The following is a 15,044-nucleotide window of genomic DNA, read 5'->3' on the forward strand; positions in this document are numbered from 1 at the left end:
TAGTATTTATGAGCATTGAGATCAGCCCACCGCATGTGGACGAGTTGAAGCCTCGCATCGCGGTGATCGGCGTTGGCGGCGCTGGCGGTAACGCCATTGCGAATATGATCGCCGCGTCGGTTGAGGGCGTCGATTTCATCGTGGCCAACACCGACGCGCAGGCGCTCAATGCCTCGCCTGCTGAACGCCGCATCCAGCTTGGCCCGCAGATTACTGAAGGTCTGGGCGCGGGATCGCGTCCCGAAATCGGGAAGGCCGCCGCCGAAGAAACCATCGCATCTGTCGAAGATGCGCTGAACGGCGCGCATATGTGCTTCATCGCGGCTGGCATGGGCGGCGGCACCGGCACGGGCGCTGCTCCTGTCATCGCCAAGGCTGCGCGCGACAAGGGCATCCTGACCGTCGGCGTCGTGACCAAGCCCTTCACCTTCGAAGGCAACCGCCGCATGAAGTCGGCGGAAAGCGGCATCGACGAACTCCAAAAGCATGTCGATACGCTGATCGTCATCCCGAACCAGAATCTGTTCCTGATCGCCAATCCGAACACGACCTTCAAGGAAGCGTTCCAGATGGCGGATGAAGTGCTGCAGCAGGGCGTTCGCGGCATCACCGATCTCATGGTCATGCCGGGCCTCATCAACCTCGATTTCGCCGACGTCCGCTCGGTCATGGGCGAAATGGGCAAGGCGATGATGGGCACCGGCGAAGCCGAAGGCGACGGCCGTGCGCTTCAGGCGGCGGAAAAGGCGATCGCCAACCCGCTGCTGGACGGCGTGTCGATGCGCGGTGCCAAGGGCGTGATCGTCTCCATCGTCGGGGGCGAAGACATGCGCCTGATGGAAGTCGATGAAGCCGCCAACCATATCCGTGAACTGGTTGATCCGGATGCCAACATCATCTGGGGTTCGGCCTTCAATGACGGGCTGAACGGCAAGATCCGCGTGTCGGTCGTGGCGACCGGCATCGACAGCGAAGCGACCGCTGGCGCCGCGCCGCTGACCCAGCCTTTCAGCTTCGCCAGCCGTCCGGCCGTTTCGGTCCCCGCCGCTGCGGCATCGCGGCAGGCGTCTCAGCCGGCGCCTGTTCCCGCCGCAGCGCCTGAGCCGGAGCCCGAGACGCTGGAGCTGGACGTGCCCGCCGCCCCCGAGCCTGCTCCCCTCGCAGCGCCCGCGCAGCCAGCGGCTGCCACGCCCAAGCCTGCTCCGACGACGCCATCGCGCCCGGCGGCCGTCTTTTCCGACGAGGATCCGTCGCAGGATGAACTCCTGCTCGGGGCGGAGGAAGCGGAACCGGCGCCTGCGCCTGCTCCCGCACCGCAGGCTGCGCCACGGGTCGCCACTGGCGGCACCCTGTTCGAGCGTATGGCCGGTCTCACTCGAGGTGCGGACAAGAATGCAGCCGCAAGCGAAGATGCCGGATCGACTCCCGACATTCCGCGCTTCCTCAACCGCCAAAGCAATCAGTAAGGCGACTATCTTAGCCATTTATCCTGTCGAAGCGCGCCATCGATCGCATCGGGCGACCGGGCGCGCTTTTGCCTTCGGTAAATTTCCCATTCACGCATCGATCCGCTAAAGGACTTGTGTGAAACGCTCAGCTTTATGGATTCTAGGTGGTCTGATCATATCGGGGACCGCCCAGGCACAGCCCGCCCAGATTCAGGCGATCCGCCCTTCAGGCGCTGAAAATCTCAGCCGCAACCTCTCTCGCCTGGCGTCCAACCCGCGGGATGTCGATGCGCTGATCGGCGCTGGTGAAGCGGCGGTCGAGATGGATGACATGCGCGCGGCGGCGGGCTTTTTCGGGCGCGCCGATGCGATTCAGCCCAATAGCGGCCGGGTGAAGGCGGGTCTCGGACGTGTCATGCTGAAAACGCAAAACCCAGCGGAAGCGTTGAGGCTGTTCGACCAGGCGACGCGGCTTGGCTTCGGGGAAGCGACGCTGCTGGCCGACCGTGGTCTGGCCCGCGACATGACGGGCGATCAGGCAGGGGCGCAGCGAGACTATCAGGCCGCCCTGAAACGCGCGCCTCAGGACAGTGAACTGCTGTATCGTTACGCCGCTTCGCTCGGCATATCCGGCCAAGTCGATGCCGCCGAAAAGGTGCTTCAGCCTCTTCTCTATAAAAGCGATCGCGGCGCATGGCGTTATCGCGCCTTCATCATGGCGATGAACAACAAACAGAACGAGGCGCGCAAGATTGCGAGCCAGACGATGCCGCCCTCGCTCGCCTCCGCGCTGACGCCTTACATGCAGAAGATGCCCTATCTGACGCCCGCGCAAAAGGCTGCGGCGGTGCATTTCGGGCGTTTCCCCACGACTGTCGGAACCTCGATGGCGGCCGCTGCGCCCGCGCCTACCCAATCCGCACCGGTCGCGGCCGCACCGGAGCGGCCCGTCACCGTTCCAGCGCAGGCTGGCGCTCGACAGGCATTGGCTTCAAATGCGCGCGTTCAGCGGGTGAAGCCTGAGCGGCCCACGCGCTCTCCCGCGCCCGCGCCAATGCAGAGCGCGCCCACGCAGCCCCAGCCGGCGCCCGCCTCGGTCCCGGCTCCATCCTCGCTGGCGCAGACTCCTCCCCCGGTGCGCCAGGCCGAAATTCAGGGGCCGCCCGCGTCTGCCTCTGTGCCGTCCAGGCCAACTGTCTCCGCCATTCCCGCGACCGAGCCAGGCACCGCCGCCGCCACGCAGCTACCGACAACGCAACGGCCGCCAGCAACGGCAGTCGCAGCATCGGCCCCGCGTCAGCAGCCCAATCCCGAAGCGACCCGCTCGCTTGCTGACATCATCCGCGCCATTGATGTCCCGGAAGAGGAACGTCGCCCAACCGTTTCGGCTGTCGATCTGGCTGAAATTGCGGCGCTCCAGGCCGCGCAGCGCGCCGAACAGCAGGCAGAGGCAGAGGTGGCCAGAAAGGCAGCCGCCGCAGCCAAGGCAAAGGCCGCCGCCGCCGCAAAGGCCAAGGCTGAAGCGGACGCCAAGGCAAAGAAGGCCGCAGAGGAAAAGGCGCGGCTAACCGCCAATCCGTCACGCAACTGGGTCCAGATCGGCATCGGCGCGGATCGCGGCGCGCTGGCGTTCACGCTCAAGAATCTGCGCCGCAAATATGATGACGTCGCCCCGCAGGACGGCTGGGTAGCAAGCTGGGGCCGCACGAATCGGCTGCTCATCGGACCGTTCGCCAGTTTCACACGCGCCAAATCTGTCGAATCCAAGCTGAAATCCGCAGGCGCCGACGCCTTCGCCTGGCAAAGCGACGCGGGAGAGGTGGTCGAGCGACTGGGAGGGAAGTAAGAGCGTCCCCATGACGACGCTCGCTCCCTATGCATTGCACCCCGGCCGCAGTCGGGGCAGACTCCATCCCGAGGCTGGCGGAGAGATGCGCGGGCCGCGCGACATTTTTCAGCGTGATCGCGACCGCATCATCCATTCCATCTCTTTCCGAAGGCTAAGGCACAAGACGCAGGTGTTCGTATCGCCCGATGGCGATCACTTCCGCGTTCGGTTGACCCACAGCCTGGAAGTCGCGCAGATCGGCCGCACGACTGCACGCACGCTCGGCCTTAACGAAGATCTGACCGAAGCGCTTTGCCTTGCCCACGATATCGGCCATCCACCCTTCGGTCACGCGGGGGAGGACGCGCTGGAAGCGGCGCTCGATGAGCATGGCGGCTTCGATCACAACGCGCACACGCTGCGCACGCTGATGTTGCTGGAATCGCCTTATCCATGCTTTGCCGGTCTCAACCTAAGCTGGGAAATGCTGGAGGGGCTGGCCAAGCATAATGGCCCGATCGACAATCCGGGCTGGGCGATGCAGGAAGTGGACGCCCTCTTTCCGCTGGAGTTGGGCAGTCATGCCTCGCTCGAAGCGCAACTCGCCGCGATTGCGGATGATATCGCCTATGACAATCACGACATTGATGACGGCTTGCGCGCAGGTCTGCTGACGCTTGAACAGCTTTTGACCGTGCCTATCGTCAAACATTGCTGGGATCGGGTACGCGCTCGCTATCCCGATATCCCCCAGGACCGGCTGCTCCGCGAATTGGTCCGCGAGCAGATTGGCGTCATGGCGACCGACCTGATCGCATCGACGCGGGACAATATCGCCCAGGCGCGGATCGCGACGGTGGAGGATGTGCGTGATGCTGGCCGCGCGCTGGTCTGCTTCTCGCCCGGACTTGCGGCGCAGGAGCGGGAACTGAAACGCTTCATGTATGCGGCGCTCTATCACCATCCGTCGCAACTGGCCGCCGCCGATCGCGCGCGTATCATCGTGCGCGACCTGTTCCGCGCCTATCAGCAGCAGCCGCAACTAATGCCGGCGGAATGGCAGGATGATCGCCTGCTCGACGAACCGCGCCGCAGCCGCCATATCGCCGACTTCATTGCGGGCATGACCGATCGCTATGCCGAAAAACGTCATGCGGAGATTTTCGGGGAACTGGCGTTTGCCTGACTCGACCGGTTGCGTTCCATCGCGCGTCGCTCGACCTTTACTGCACGCCCGATTGAGCAATTGACGCCGCGCTGCATTTCCCGCAATGCGAAGGGGTCTCTGGCGCCCGGAAGATTCGGGCCCGGACATGATGCGGGAGAGCATGGGAAGCCTTTCAGGCCACCCCGTCGCCGAAGGAGCAACCGCCCCGGAATCTCTCAGGCCAAAGGACCGCATCGTGGGCAGGCGCTCTGGAAAGCGGACGGTATGATCGCCGTCCCACCGAAGGGGTAAGCCATCCGGTCACTTGCCGGTGGTCAAAGCTCTCAGGTTCCGTGACAGAGGGGGTGGCACACGCAACAGGTCCCATTCCGGACTGTGGCGTTTGTCGCCATTAACTCGCACGGAAAGGCCGCCCTTAATGTCCGGCAATGACGACATCGCTCATATCGAAGAAGAATTGCCGCTGCAGGACTTGCCGCTGGACGCCTGGCACCGGGCAAAGGGCGCGCGCATGGTTGGTTTTGCCGGTTATAACATGCCCATCCATTATGAAGGCATCATGGCCGAGCACGCATGGACCCGCGAGCATGCCGGGCTGTTCGACGTCAGCCATATGGGCCAGCTGCTTTTTTCCGGCGAAGGCGTGGACGACGCGCTGGAACATCTGCTGCCGAGCGACATAAGGGGGTTGAATCCCTTCCGCCAGCGGTACTCGATGCTCCTCGATGAGGAAGGCGGCATTCTGGACGACTTGATGGTCTCCCGCCTCGGCGGTGGCGCTTTTGACGGCGCGGATATTTACGTGGTCGTCAATGGCGCGACCAAATATGACGACATGGGCTGGATGATTGAACATCTGCCGGACGAGGTCGTCATGAACCATATGGACGAGCAGGCGCTGCTCGCCCTGCAGGGCCCGGAAGCGGGCGAGGTTCTTGCCAGCCTGATCCCTCAAACCGCAGACCTTCTGTTCATGCAATCGGGCCTCTTCACCTGGCGCGGCGTGCCGCTGTGGATCAGCCGGTCTGGTTATACTGGCGAGGACGGTTTTGAAATCAGCGTGCCTGGCAAGGATGTCACGCTGCTTGCAGACGCGCTGTGTGGTTTCCCCCAGGTGAAGCCGATCGGCCTTGGCGCGCGGGACTCGTTGCGCCTTGAAGCCGGTCTGCCGCTCTATGGCCATGATCTGACGCCCGCCGTCAGCACCATCGGCGCGGATCTGGGCTTTGCGATCCAGAAACGCCGCCGGGAGGAGGGGGGCTTCATCGGCCATGCCCGCGTGATGAAGGAACTGGCCGATGGACCGGGATCGAAACGCGTCGGTCTCAAGATAGAAGGCCGTTTGCCCGCGCGGGAAGGTGCGCCGATCTTCGCGGCAGGGGCGCTGGTGGGCGAAGTGACGTCCGGTGGCTTTGCTCCTACCGTGGGCGCACCCATCGCGATGGGCTGGGTCAGCCTGCCGCACAGCGCGGTCGGCACCGCGCTCGAAATCGAGGTGCGCGGCAAGCGCATCGCCGCGACCGTCGCCCCGATGCCATTCGTTCCGCATCGCTATCGCCGCAAAGCCTGATTTTTTCTTTTCCGAGGGGAGAAGCACCAAATGAGCCGTTATTTCACCGACGAACATGAATGGATCGATGTCGAGGGCGAAATCGCCACCGTCGGCATCACTGATTATGCGCAGGAACAGTTGGGCGACATTGTGTTCGTCGAACTGCCTGCCGAGGGCACGACATTTGACAAGGGCGACGATGCCGCGGTCGTGGAGTCGGTCAAGGCCGCGTCCGACGTTTATGCACCGATCTCTGGCGAAGTCGTTGAGGCCAACAGTGCGCTTGAGGATGAACCCGCGCTCGTGAACAGCGATGCCGAGGAAGATGGCTGGTTCTTCAAGCTGCGCATCACGGACACGAGCGAACTGGACGGCTTGATGAACGAAGCCGCCTACAAGAAGTTCGTCGCCGCGCTTTAACAAATATAGGCCCCTCCCTTCGCAGGAGGATGGAGACGTTGAATGCGCTACCTACCCCTTACCGACACGGACCGGCAGGACATGCTATCCGTCATCGGCGCGGCATCCATTGATGACCTGTTCGTCGATGTTCCCGCCGAAGCGCGCCTTTCCGGCAAGATTGCAGGCCTGCCCGATCATGCCAGCGAACTGTCGGTCGAGCGCCATATGGCGGCGCTGGCGCGGAAAAACCTGTCGGCGGGGGAGGCGCCCTTCTTCCTTGGTGCAGGCGCCTACAGGCATCATGTCCCTGCCAGCGTCGATCATCTGATCCAGCGCGGCGAGTTCCTGACCGCCTATACGCCCTATCAGCCGGAAATCGCGCAGGGCACGTTGCAGGTGCTGTTTGAATTTCAGACGCAGGTCGCTCGCCTGCTTGGCTGCGATGTCGCCAATGCCTCGATGTATGACGGCTCGACCGCCTGCTGGGAAGCGATCGGCATGGCGCGCCGTATCACGAAGCGCGGCAAGGCGATCCTGTCGTCGGGCCTGCACCCGCATTATGTCTCGGTCGCCAATACCATGGCGAAGTTTACCGGCGACGCGCTGGTGCATCAGGCGCCGACCCTTGATGCCGTGACTGACATCGACGCGCTGATCGCGGGCATCGACAAGGATACGAGCTGCGTCGTCGTCCAATATCCCGACATTCTCGGTCGCATTGCCGATCTGACCCCGCTCGCCGACGCTGCCCATGCAGCGGGCGCGCTACTGGTCGCGGTGGTCACCGAGCCGGTTGCGCTTGGGGCGATCAAGGCACCGGGAGCGATGGGCGCCGACATCGTCGTCGGAGAAGGTCAGTCGATCGGTGTGGGCCTCCAGTTTGGCGGCCCCTATCTCGGCCTTTTCGCCTGCAAGCAGAAATATGTCCGCCAGATGCCCGGCCGCCTTTGTGGTGAAACGGTGGACGCGGCGGGCAAGCGCGGCTTCGTGTTGACGCTTTCGACGCGTGAACAGCATATCCGCCGGGAAAAGGCGACGTCGAACATCTGCACCAATTCTGGCCTGTGCGCGCTCGCGTTCAGTATCCACATGACATTGCTTGGCGAAAGAGGGCTGCGCGAACTCGCAACATTGAACCACGCGCTCGCCTGTCAGGCTGCTGACCGCCTGACGCAAGTGCCGGGCGTGACGCTGCTCAACGACAGCTTCTTCAACGAATTCACGCTGATCCTGTCAAAGGACGCGCGCGAAGTCGTCCGCAACCTTGCGGACAGGGATGTGCTGGGCGGCGTATCGCTTGGCCGCCTGTTCCCCGACGCGCCGCAGATCGGCAACGGGCTGGTTGTCGCCGTCACCGAAACCGTGACGCCAGAGGATATCGAAACCTTCGCCAAGGCGCTTGAGGAGGAATTGGCATGACCATGCTCAAGGAAGGCCGCCCCACCGCGCCGCAAGCCGTCACCCAGTCCGATGCGCCTCCCGCGACGGTCACTGGCAACCGCGCGCTGATGCTGGAGGAAGCACTGATCTTTGAGATCGGTTCGACCGAAACAACCGGCGTCGATTTCGCCGACGCTCCCAAGGTCGTCAGCCGCCTGGGCAGCCTCGCCCGTACCGACGCCATCGGCTTGCCGGGTCTGTCGGAACAGGAAACGGTCCGTCATTATACGCGTCTGTCCCGGCAGAATTACGCCATCGACCTTGGCCTGTTTCCGCTCGGCAGCTGCACGATGAAGCACAATCCGCGCCTCAATGAAAAAGTCGCGCGGATGCCCGGTTTCGCTGATCTGCACCCGCTCGCGCCGCAATCGACGGTGCAGGGCGCGCTCGCGGTTATCCATGAACTGGCCGGATGGCTTATCAAGCTCACCGGCATGCACTCGGTCGCGATGAGTCCCAAGGCGGGCGCCCATGGCGAACTGTGCGGCCTGCTCGCGATCCGCGCCGCGCTCGAAGCCCGGGGCGACGCGCGCAGCGTCATCCTCGTCCCCGAAAGCGCACACGGCACCAACCCCGCCACGGCAGCTTTCTGCGGCTACAAGGTCGAGGACATACCCGCTACCCCGGATGGTCGTGTCGATCTCGAAGCGCTGAAGTCCCGCCTCGGCCCCGATGTCGCGGCGGTGATGATCACCAATCCCAACACCTGCGGTCTGTTCGAGCGCGATATGAAGACCATCTCCGACGCGGTCCATGCCGCCGGGGCCTTCGTCTATTGCGACGGTGCGAACTTCAACGCCATCGTCGGCCGGGTCCGCCCCGGCGACCTCGGCGTCGACGCGATGCACATCAACCTGCACAAGACCTTCTCCACCCCGCACGGCGGAGGCGGTCCCGGCTCCGGCCCCGTTGTGCTGAGCCAGGCTCTCGCCCCCTTCGCGCCGCTCCCCTTCGTTGAGCGTCAGGGCGATCAATTTGTGCTGATCGAAGAAGAAACGGCGCAGGGCCATCATGGCCAGACCTTCGGGCGCATGGTTGCCTTCCACGGTCAGATGGGCATGTTCACCCGTGCGCTGACCTATATTCTCAGCCACGGCGCGGATGGACTGCGCCAGGTCGCGAGCGACGCGGTGCTCAATGCCAACTACATCCTGCGCAGCCTCGACGATGTGCTGGACGCGCCTTTTGGCCAGAGCGGACCATGCATGCATGAGGCGCTGTTCAGCGACAAGGGGCTGGCCGAAGGCTTCACCACGCTCGATATCGCCAAGGGGTTGATTGACGAAGGCTTCCACCCGATGACCATGTATTTCCCGTTGGTCGTCCATGGTGCGATGCTGATCGAACCGACCGAAACCGAAAGCAAGGCAGCGCTCGATCAGTTCATCATGGCGCTACGCAGCCTCGCCCGGCGCGCCAAGGCGGGAGACGAGGCGTTGAAGGGTGCGCCCCATTTCGCACCTCGCCGCCGCCTTGACGAGACACTTGCCGCCCGCAAGCCGGTCCTTACATGGTCCGACCCGGCGCTGGCGCAGGCCGCAGAATGACCGGCGGGCCGGAGCCGTGGGAACCCGGTTCCGGCCCCGCTGCGGCGGACAAGCGCCATGCCCCCGCCACCGAACGCAATCGCGACGCCATCCTTGCCGTCCTGCGAGAGGAACTGCCGGCTTCCGGCCTCGTGCTGGAGGTAGCGAGCGGCAGTGGCGAACATGCGGTTCATTTTGCAGCCGCCTTGCCCGCGCTTGACTGGCAGCCCAGCGACCCCGATCCTGCGGCGCTAGCCTCCATCGAAGCATGGCGCGTTGAGGCCCGCTGTTCCAACCTGCGCCCACCCATCAGGCTCGACGCGGCGGCAGACTGGCCGATCAGGCAAGCCGACGCGATCCTGTGCATCAACATGGCCCATATCAGCCCATGGGAAGCTACCGTCGGATTGATGAGGGGCGCGGGAAGGCTTCTTCCGCTTTCGGGGCTTCTCTACCTCTACGGCCCATTTCTTCGGCAAGACGTTGAAACCGCTCCCAGTAACCTCGCCTTCGACGCCTCGCTAAAGTCTCGCAATCCGCAATGGGGCCTGCGCCGCATGGAGGATGTGGTCGCCGCCGCTGCGGTTGAAGGGTTGGTGTTTCAGAAGCTGGTCGAAATGCCCGCCAACAATCTTTCCTTGCTGTTCCGCAAGCGCCTGTCCTGAAAAGCGCTTCGACAGGCGAGATCGAAGCGGATATGGGGCGAAGCCTGATGCCCGATACGCTGCCATCCCTCGTCACGGCGGAACTCACCGCGCCCGCTGATCCTCGCGCGGCGGCGATGGCAGGCGCGTTGGCGGCGAAATATCCCGACGCATCGCGCGCCGTGCTGTTCTACGGCTCCTGCCTGCGAGAGAAGAATCTCGATGGGCTGATGCTGGATTTCTACCTGATCGTGTCGGACTATCGCGAGGCATATGGTAAATGCTGGCTGGCCACCGCCAACCGGCTGATCCCGCCCAATGTCTTCCCGTTCGAACATAATGGCCTGATCGCGAAGTACGCTGTGCTGTCGGAGGCGGACTTTGCCCGGCTGAACGGCGTGGGTGCGGACAATGTTTCTGTCTGGGCGCGCTTTGCCCAGCCTGCCCGGCTGCTCTGGGTGGCGGATGATCTCGCCCGGCAGCGGGTGGTCAGCGCCGTCGCCAGCGCCACTCCGACGCTGCTGTCACTCGCTCGTCCCATGGCGGACGCGCAGGACGCCTTATCGCTCTGGAAGGCTGGTTTCGCACTGACCTACAATGCTGAATTGCGGGCCGAGAAGAACGGGCGCTCCCATTCGATCGTGGACGCCGACCCCGAACGCTACCGCCGCTTTGGAGAGGCTGCGCTGGCTGATGGACTACCACCATCGCCAAAAGATGCGCCTGCCCGATGGCGCGAGCTTCAGCGTCGAGGCAAGCGCCTGTCGGTTATCCGCCTTGCCAAGGCCAGCTTCACCTATGCGGGCGGCATCGATTATCTGGCCTGGAAGATCAATCGCCATGCAGGCACGACGATCGTCATTAAACCCTGGCAGCGCCGCTGGCCGCTGCTCGGCGCGCTTACTCTGCTGCCGCGGCTGTTCCGGGGTGGTGCGATCCGTTGAGCGCATTGGACAGCGCCTGTGACAGGCCCATCAGCGTATAGGGTTTGCGCAGCACCTGGTGCCCGCCAAATTCCGAACTCTCCGCAATATCGCCGGCATAGCCAGTGACGAACAGCACCGGCACATGCGCGTAGGCAGCGGGCAGGGATCGGATCATTTCCGGCCCGGTCATGTCGGGCATCAGCACATCGCTGACGATCAGCCCGATGTCGCGGTGACTGGTGAGCAGCTTGGCGGCCTTTGACGGATGATCGCATGCGACCGGCAGATGGCCAAGTTCCGCCAGCGCCGCCATCGTCTGGTTCAGCACGCGGGGATCATCCTCGACGACCAGGATGCGCGTGGGTGGATGCAGCACCGGTTCCCGATCGGACAGGGGTGCTTCGCCAGTCGATTGCCCGCTGATGCTGACCCGGCGAGGCAGGTAGATCTGTACGCTGGTGCCGTGGCCCAATTCCGATTCGATGCGGATTTCACCGTGGCTCTGCCGTACGAAGCCGAAAATCTGGCTAAGTCCCAGCCCGGTGCCCTTGCCTACGGGCTTTGTCGTGAAGAAGGGTTCGAATACCCGGGCGAGGACGTCGGGGGCCATGCCGCACCCGTCGTCCGTGACGCTCAGCACGACATAGTCGCCGGCCGCGCATTCCCCGATCTCGCTTTCAGCGAGCAGCGCCTGACGCGTTTCGATGACCAGCCTGCCCCGTCCGTTCATCGCGTCGCGGGCATTGACGCACAGGTTCAATATGGCGTTTTCCATCTGGTGCTGATCGACGAAAATGTGCCAGCCGCCAGCCTGATTGTCGAAGGACACGATGATCTGGTCGCCGATCGACCGATCGATCAGTTCCGCCATGTCCCTTACCAGCATGTCGGGATCGACGGCGCTGGGCAGCAGGGGCTCGGAACGGGCGAAGGCGAGCAGGCGGCGGGTCAGCGCCGCGGCGCGGGTGGCGCCGTCCATGGCATTGTCCAGATGCCGGGAAGCCTCCTGTGGCTTCAGGCGCAATGTGCGCTTGGCCAGTTCGAGTCCGCCGACGACGACCGCGAGCATATTGTTGAAATCGTGCGCGATGCCGCCGGTCAACTGGCCCACCGCGTCCATCTTCTGCATCTGGCGCAGATTTTCCTCGGCAGCCGCGCGTTCCGCCGTTTCCTTCTTCAACTGCTCATAGGCGCTCGACAGTTCCACCGTGCGCGCCGCAACCGCAGCTTCCATGCGGTCGGCGCGCTCGGCCTCCATGTCCGCGATGCGGCGGGCGCTGCGACGCTCGGTCAGGGCTGCGTTCGCCATCCACAGGGCAAACAGGACGCAGACGAACAGGACCAGCCCGAACAGGCGCGACGTTCGATCAACCCATTGGGTGCGATTCCCCGCGAGCTTCACGGCGAGGCTGCGTTCCTGAAGCCGCCCGTTTTCGGCCTGGATCACCCGGTCGAGCAGCTTGGTGATATGTTTCAGCTCTTCCGATTTGCCCGCCTGGTGGAATTGGCCGAGGGCGGTCATCTTCTGGTCATAGGTTGTGCGCAGACCGATTTCGTTCAGCGTCTTTCCGCGCTCTTCGAATGCCTGCCGCAATTCCTGCACATTGGCCCGCTGCCATCCCGATCGGCGCGTTGCATAGGTCAGCAGTTTGAGCTGGCTCGATGCCGTGCGCCATTGGTCCTGGAACAGGCGGCCGACGTCGGGATCCAGGCTGATCACATAGCGGGCCAGCGTCACTTCGGCGCGCGCTGTCTTGGCCTCAAACGCGCGGGCGAGGGCGATAATCTCGAAACTGCGCCGCTGTTCCGTCAGCGCGCGTTCATGATCGCGCGTCGCTGTGCTGGCGCTGTAGAGCAGGGTGCCGAGCGCCCCGACCAGCAATATCACCAGGACGAGCGGAAGGAAGCGTCGCACCGCCGCCTGCCAGCCAGACTCCTGTTCTTCCATGTAATAGCTGTCCGCCATCAACCCATACATTAGTCGAACAGTATTACCGGCGAAATATCAAGGATGAAAAGGTTCCCGGATGACGGTGCACCTCGTCCGACGCTTGCGTCGCCATAGGCGGCAAGGCGCTCGCTGGCGGGGTTAACCGATTGCTCCGGTCGCCTTTCCAGCGGCCTCGAACATGCCGATGATCTGGCCCACCTGTTCGTCGCTATGCTCCGCGCACAGGGAGCAGCGCAGCAGGAACGTGCCAGCCGGTGTCGCGGGCGGGCGAGCCATGTTGACATAGAGACCCAGCTCCAGCAGCGCCTGCCACATCGCAACCGCCTGCGTCTGATCGGTCAGGATGACGGCGATGATGGCCGATTGGGGCGTTTCGGTCCCCAGCTTGAAACCAAGGTCCGTCAGGCCCTTGTGCAACCGCTGGCTGTTCTTCCAAAGATGCGCGCGCTTTTCTCCCGCATGCATCAGCTTGCGGATCGAGGTGGCGGCGGTGGCGACGACGCTGGGTGGCAGCGATGCGGTGAAGACATAGGGACGGCAGACGAGGCGCAGCACTTCGAATTTGGGGTGATTGGACACGCAGAATCCACCCACCGTGCCAACCGATTTGGAAAAGGTGCCGACGACGAAATCGACGTCCTTCTCGACGCCCTGCTCTTCATACACGCCGCGCCCGTTGGCTCCGAAAAAGCCCATGCCATGCGCTTCATCGACCAGGATCATGCAATTGGGATGCTTGCGCACCGCCGCGACCATCTCGGGCAAGGGGGCAACGTCGCCCAGCATCGAATAGACGCCTTCCAGCACGACCAGCTTCTGCGCGTCGGCAGGCAGGCGGCCGAGGCGCTTGTCCAGATCCTCGACGCTGTTGTGGCGGAAACGGACGATCTCCGCATCGCCCAGGAAGCAACCGTCATAGATGGAGGCGTGACTGTCGGCGTCCAGAATGATGTAATCGCCACGGCCCGCCAAGGTTGAGATCATGCCCAGATTAGCCTGGTAGCCGGTGGAAAACACCATCGCGCCGGAGGTGCCGTAAAATTCCTTGAGCGCCTCTTCGACTTCCTTGTGGCCCTGATAAGTGCCGTTCAACACGCGGCTGCCGGTTGTGCCGGCGCCGAATTCGTCCAGCGCCTTCTTGCCCGCCGCGACCACATCCGGATCGAACGTCATGCCCATATAATTATAGGTGCCGAGCAAGATCGTTTCCCGGCCCTTGATAATCGCCAGCGTCGGTGACTTCACCTCGTCCATGACAATCGCAAAGGGATCGCGCACGCCAGTCGCCAGCAGCGCCTCGCGCTCGGCGATCAGCGGATCGAATTTGGAAAACAGGTCGCGCGCGCCGGTCACTTCGGCGGGCGTGTGGGCGTCGGTGGCGGTTTCCGCTGCGTCTGTCATCTCATCGTCCAAATATCGGTTCGTCCCCACTTGAGCGGTGGGACGTTACGCGAATGCGCGGGTCGTTTCGCCCGCTTGCGAAAGCAGCCCGGATCAGCCCTTCAGCTTCGCCACGGCATCGACAAGCTGGCCGACGGTTTCGATTTCGGCCTGCATGTTCATCGTGATGATGATGTCGAATTCGTCCTCGATCGCGGCGACGAAGTCCATCACCGTCAGGCTGTCCCATTCCAGGTCGCCTGCAAAGGTAGTGGCCTCGCTCAGCTCGACGCCCTTCTTGTTGAAAGGCCCGATCTGCGCGGCGATGCTGTCGAAAATCTGCTGGCGATCCGTCATTATCTGTTCAAAGCTTTCCCGTGAAAGGGTGGCTTTTGCCCCCAAGCCTCGCCTCTTGGCAAGGGAATAAGGCGGCAATCGGGCAGCATCGCGCCCGATTGTGCCACCGATTTCGGCGTCAGCGGAAATTGTCGGCGTATGCCTGAATCTTCAACGTCTTGGGCGGCGTGGCGATGACGCTGTAGCAGATCCCATATTTGTCCGCATAGGCGCGCGCCGCGTCCTGCGAAGGAAAGGTCAGCTTCACCTGGCTTTGCGTATCGCCTGATCCGGCCCAGCCCGTCAGGGGATCGGGCTTTTTTGCCTCGCTCGGTGCAAATTCCAGCACCCATTTGTCGGTCCGCGCCTTGCCGGACTGAAGAGCGTTCTTCTGGATTTGATAGATGCGCGCAGCCATCGTGGCGTCAAACTCCTTGGGGCGA

13 protein-coding genes and 1 riboswitch are annotated in these 15,044 nt (G+C 63.4%); of the genes, 9 read left to right on the forward strand and 4 right to left on the reverse strand.

The window, feature by feature from the left end; translation table 11 throughout:
• The first annotated feature begins 8 nt into the window (after window positions 1-8).
• The 9 genes from ftsZ to B6S01_RS12290 all read left to right on the forward strand — a co-directional run bounded on the left by ftsZ (window position 9) and on the right by B6S01_RS12290 (window position 10,952).
• Window positions 9-1,466 (forward strand): cell division protein FtsZ, encoded by a 1,458-nt coding sequence (gene ftsZ, locus B6S01_RS12250; protein ID WP_037462449.1) that lies wholly within the window; start codon window positions 9-11, stop codon window positions 1,464-1,466.
• Between the two features lie 118 nt (window positions 1,467-1,584).
• Complete coding sequence (locus tag B6S01_RS12255; protein ID WP_037462446.1) at window positions 1,585-3,294, forward strand: tetratricopeptide repeat protein; 1,710 nt, start codon at window positions 1,585-1,587, stop codon at window positions 3,292-3,294.
• A 10-nt stretch (window positions 3,295-3,304) separates the two neighbouring features.
• Complete coding sequence (locus tag B6S01_RS12260) at window positions 3,305-4,462, forward strand: deoxyguanosinetriphosphate triphosphohydrolase (protein WP_037462444.1); 1,158 nt, start codon at window positions 3,305-3,307, stop codon at window positions 4,460-4,462.
• Window positions 4,463-4,585: 123 nt separating this feature from the next.
• Window positions 4,586-4,685: riboswitch (glycine riboswitch) on the forward strand.
• Between the two features lie 177 nt (window positions 4,686-4,862).
• Window positions 4,863-6,014: a glycine cleavage system aminomethyltransferase GcvT gene (gene gcvT / locus B6S01_RS12265; protein WP_051907978.1), complete on the forward strand. Its 1,152-nt coding sequence runs from the start codon at window positions 4,863-4,865 to the stop codon at window positions 6,012-6,014.
• A 30-nt stretch (window positions 6,015-6,044) separates the two neighbouring features.
• Entirely contained in the window at window positions 6,045-6,416 is a 372-nt protein-coding gene (gcvH, locus tag B6S01_RS12270) for a glycine cleavage system protein GcvH (RefSeq protein ID WP_037462442.1), read from the forward strand.
• A 42-nt stretch (window positions 6,417-6,458) separates the two neighbouring features.
• On the forward strand, window positions 6,459-7,817 hold the full coding sequence (gene gcvPA / locus B6S01_RS12275; RefSeq protein ID WP_037462439.1) for an aminomethyl-transferring glycine dehydrogenase subunit GcvPA: 1,359 nt from the start codon (window positions 6,459-6,461) through the stop codon (window positions 7,815-7,817).
• Complete coding sequence (gcvPB, locus tag B6S01_RS12280) at window positions 7,814-9,385, forward strand: aminomethyl-transferring glycine dehydrogenase subunit GcvPB (RefSeq protein WP_037462437.1); 1,572 nt, start codon at window positions 7,814-7,816, stop codon at window positions 9,383-9,385. Before gcvPA ends, gcvPB begins: the two co-directional genes overlap by 4 nt.
• Window positions 9,382-10,029 (forward strand): DUF938 domain-containing protein, encoded by a 648-nt coding sequence (locus B6S01_RS12285; RefSeq protein WP_037462435.1) that lies wholly within the window; start codon window positions 9,382-9,384, stop codon window positions 10,027-10,029. The genes gcvPB and B6S01_RS12285 overlap by 4 nt, the downstream gene beginning before the upstream one ends.
• A 47-nt stretch (window positions 10,030-10,076) precedes the next feature.
• On the forward strand, window positions 10,077-10,952 hold the full coding sequence (locus B6S01_RS12290) for a hypothetical protein (RefSeq protein ID WP_037462673.1): 876 nt from the start codon (window positions 10,077-10,079) through the stop codon (window positions 10,950-10,952).
• On the opposite strand, the gene B6S01_RS12295 is transcribed toward B6S01_RS12290, so the two are convergent.
• From B6S01_RS12295 to B6S01_RS12310, 4 genes are all read right to left on the reverse strand, one after another.
• Window positions 10,909-12,900 carry an ATP-binding protein gene (locus B6S01_RS12295; RefSeq protein WP_037462670.1) on the reverse strand — a complete coding sequence of 664 codons (1,992 nt, stop codon included), beginning with the start codon at window positions 12,898-12,900 and terminating at the stop codon, window positions 10,909-10,911. The two genes, B6S01_RS12290 and B6S01_RS12295, sit on opposite strands and share 44 nt — an antisense overlap.
• A gap of 123 nt (window positions 12,901-13,023) precedes the next feature.
• A complete protein-coding gene (gene spt / locus B6S01_RS12300; RefSeq protein ID WP_051908006.1) occupies window positions 13,024-14,286 on the reverse strand; it encodes a serine palmitoyltransferase in 1,263 nt (420 codons plus the stop codon).
• A gap of 93 nt (window positions 14,287-14,379) precedes the next feature.
• Window positions 14,380-14,622 carry an acyl carrier protein gene (locus B6S01_RS12305; protein WP_037462433.1) on the reverse strand — a complete coding sequence of 81 codons (243 nt, stop codon included), beginning with the start codon at window positions 14,620-14,622 and terminating at the stop codon, window positions 14,380-14,382.
• Window positions 14,623-14,740: 118 nt separating this feature from the next.
• The gene (locus B6S01_RS12310) at window positions 14,741-15,019 is read right to left on the reverse strand and encodes an ETC complex I subunit (protein ID WP_037462432.1); all 279 of its coding nucleotides are present in this window, start codon (window positions 15,017-15,019) and stop codon (window positions 14,741-14,743) included.
• Window positions 15,020-15,044 lie beyond the last annotated feature (25 nt).

The sequence above is a fragment of the Sphingobium herbicidovorans genome (assembly GCF_002080435.1).
Lineage (GTDB): Bacteria > Pseudomonadota > Alphaproteobacteria > Sphingomonadales > Sphingomonadaceae > Sphingobium > Sphingobium herbicidovorans.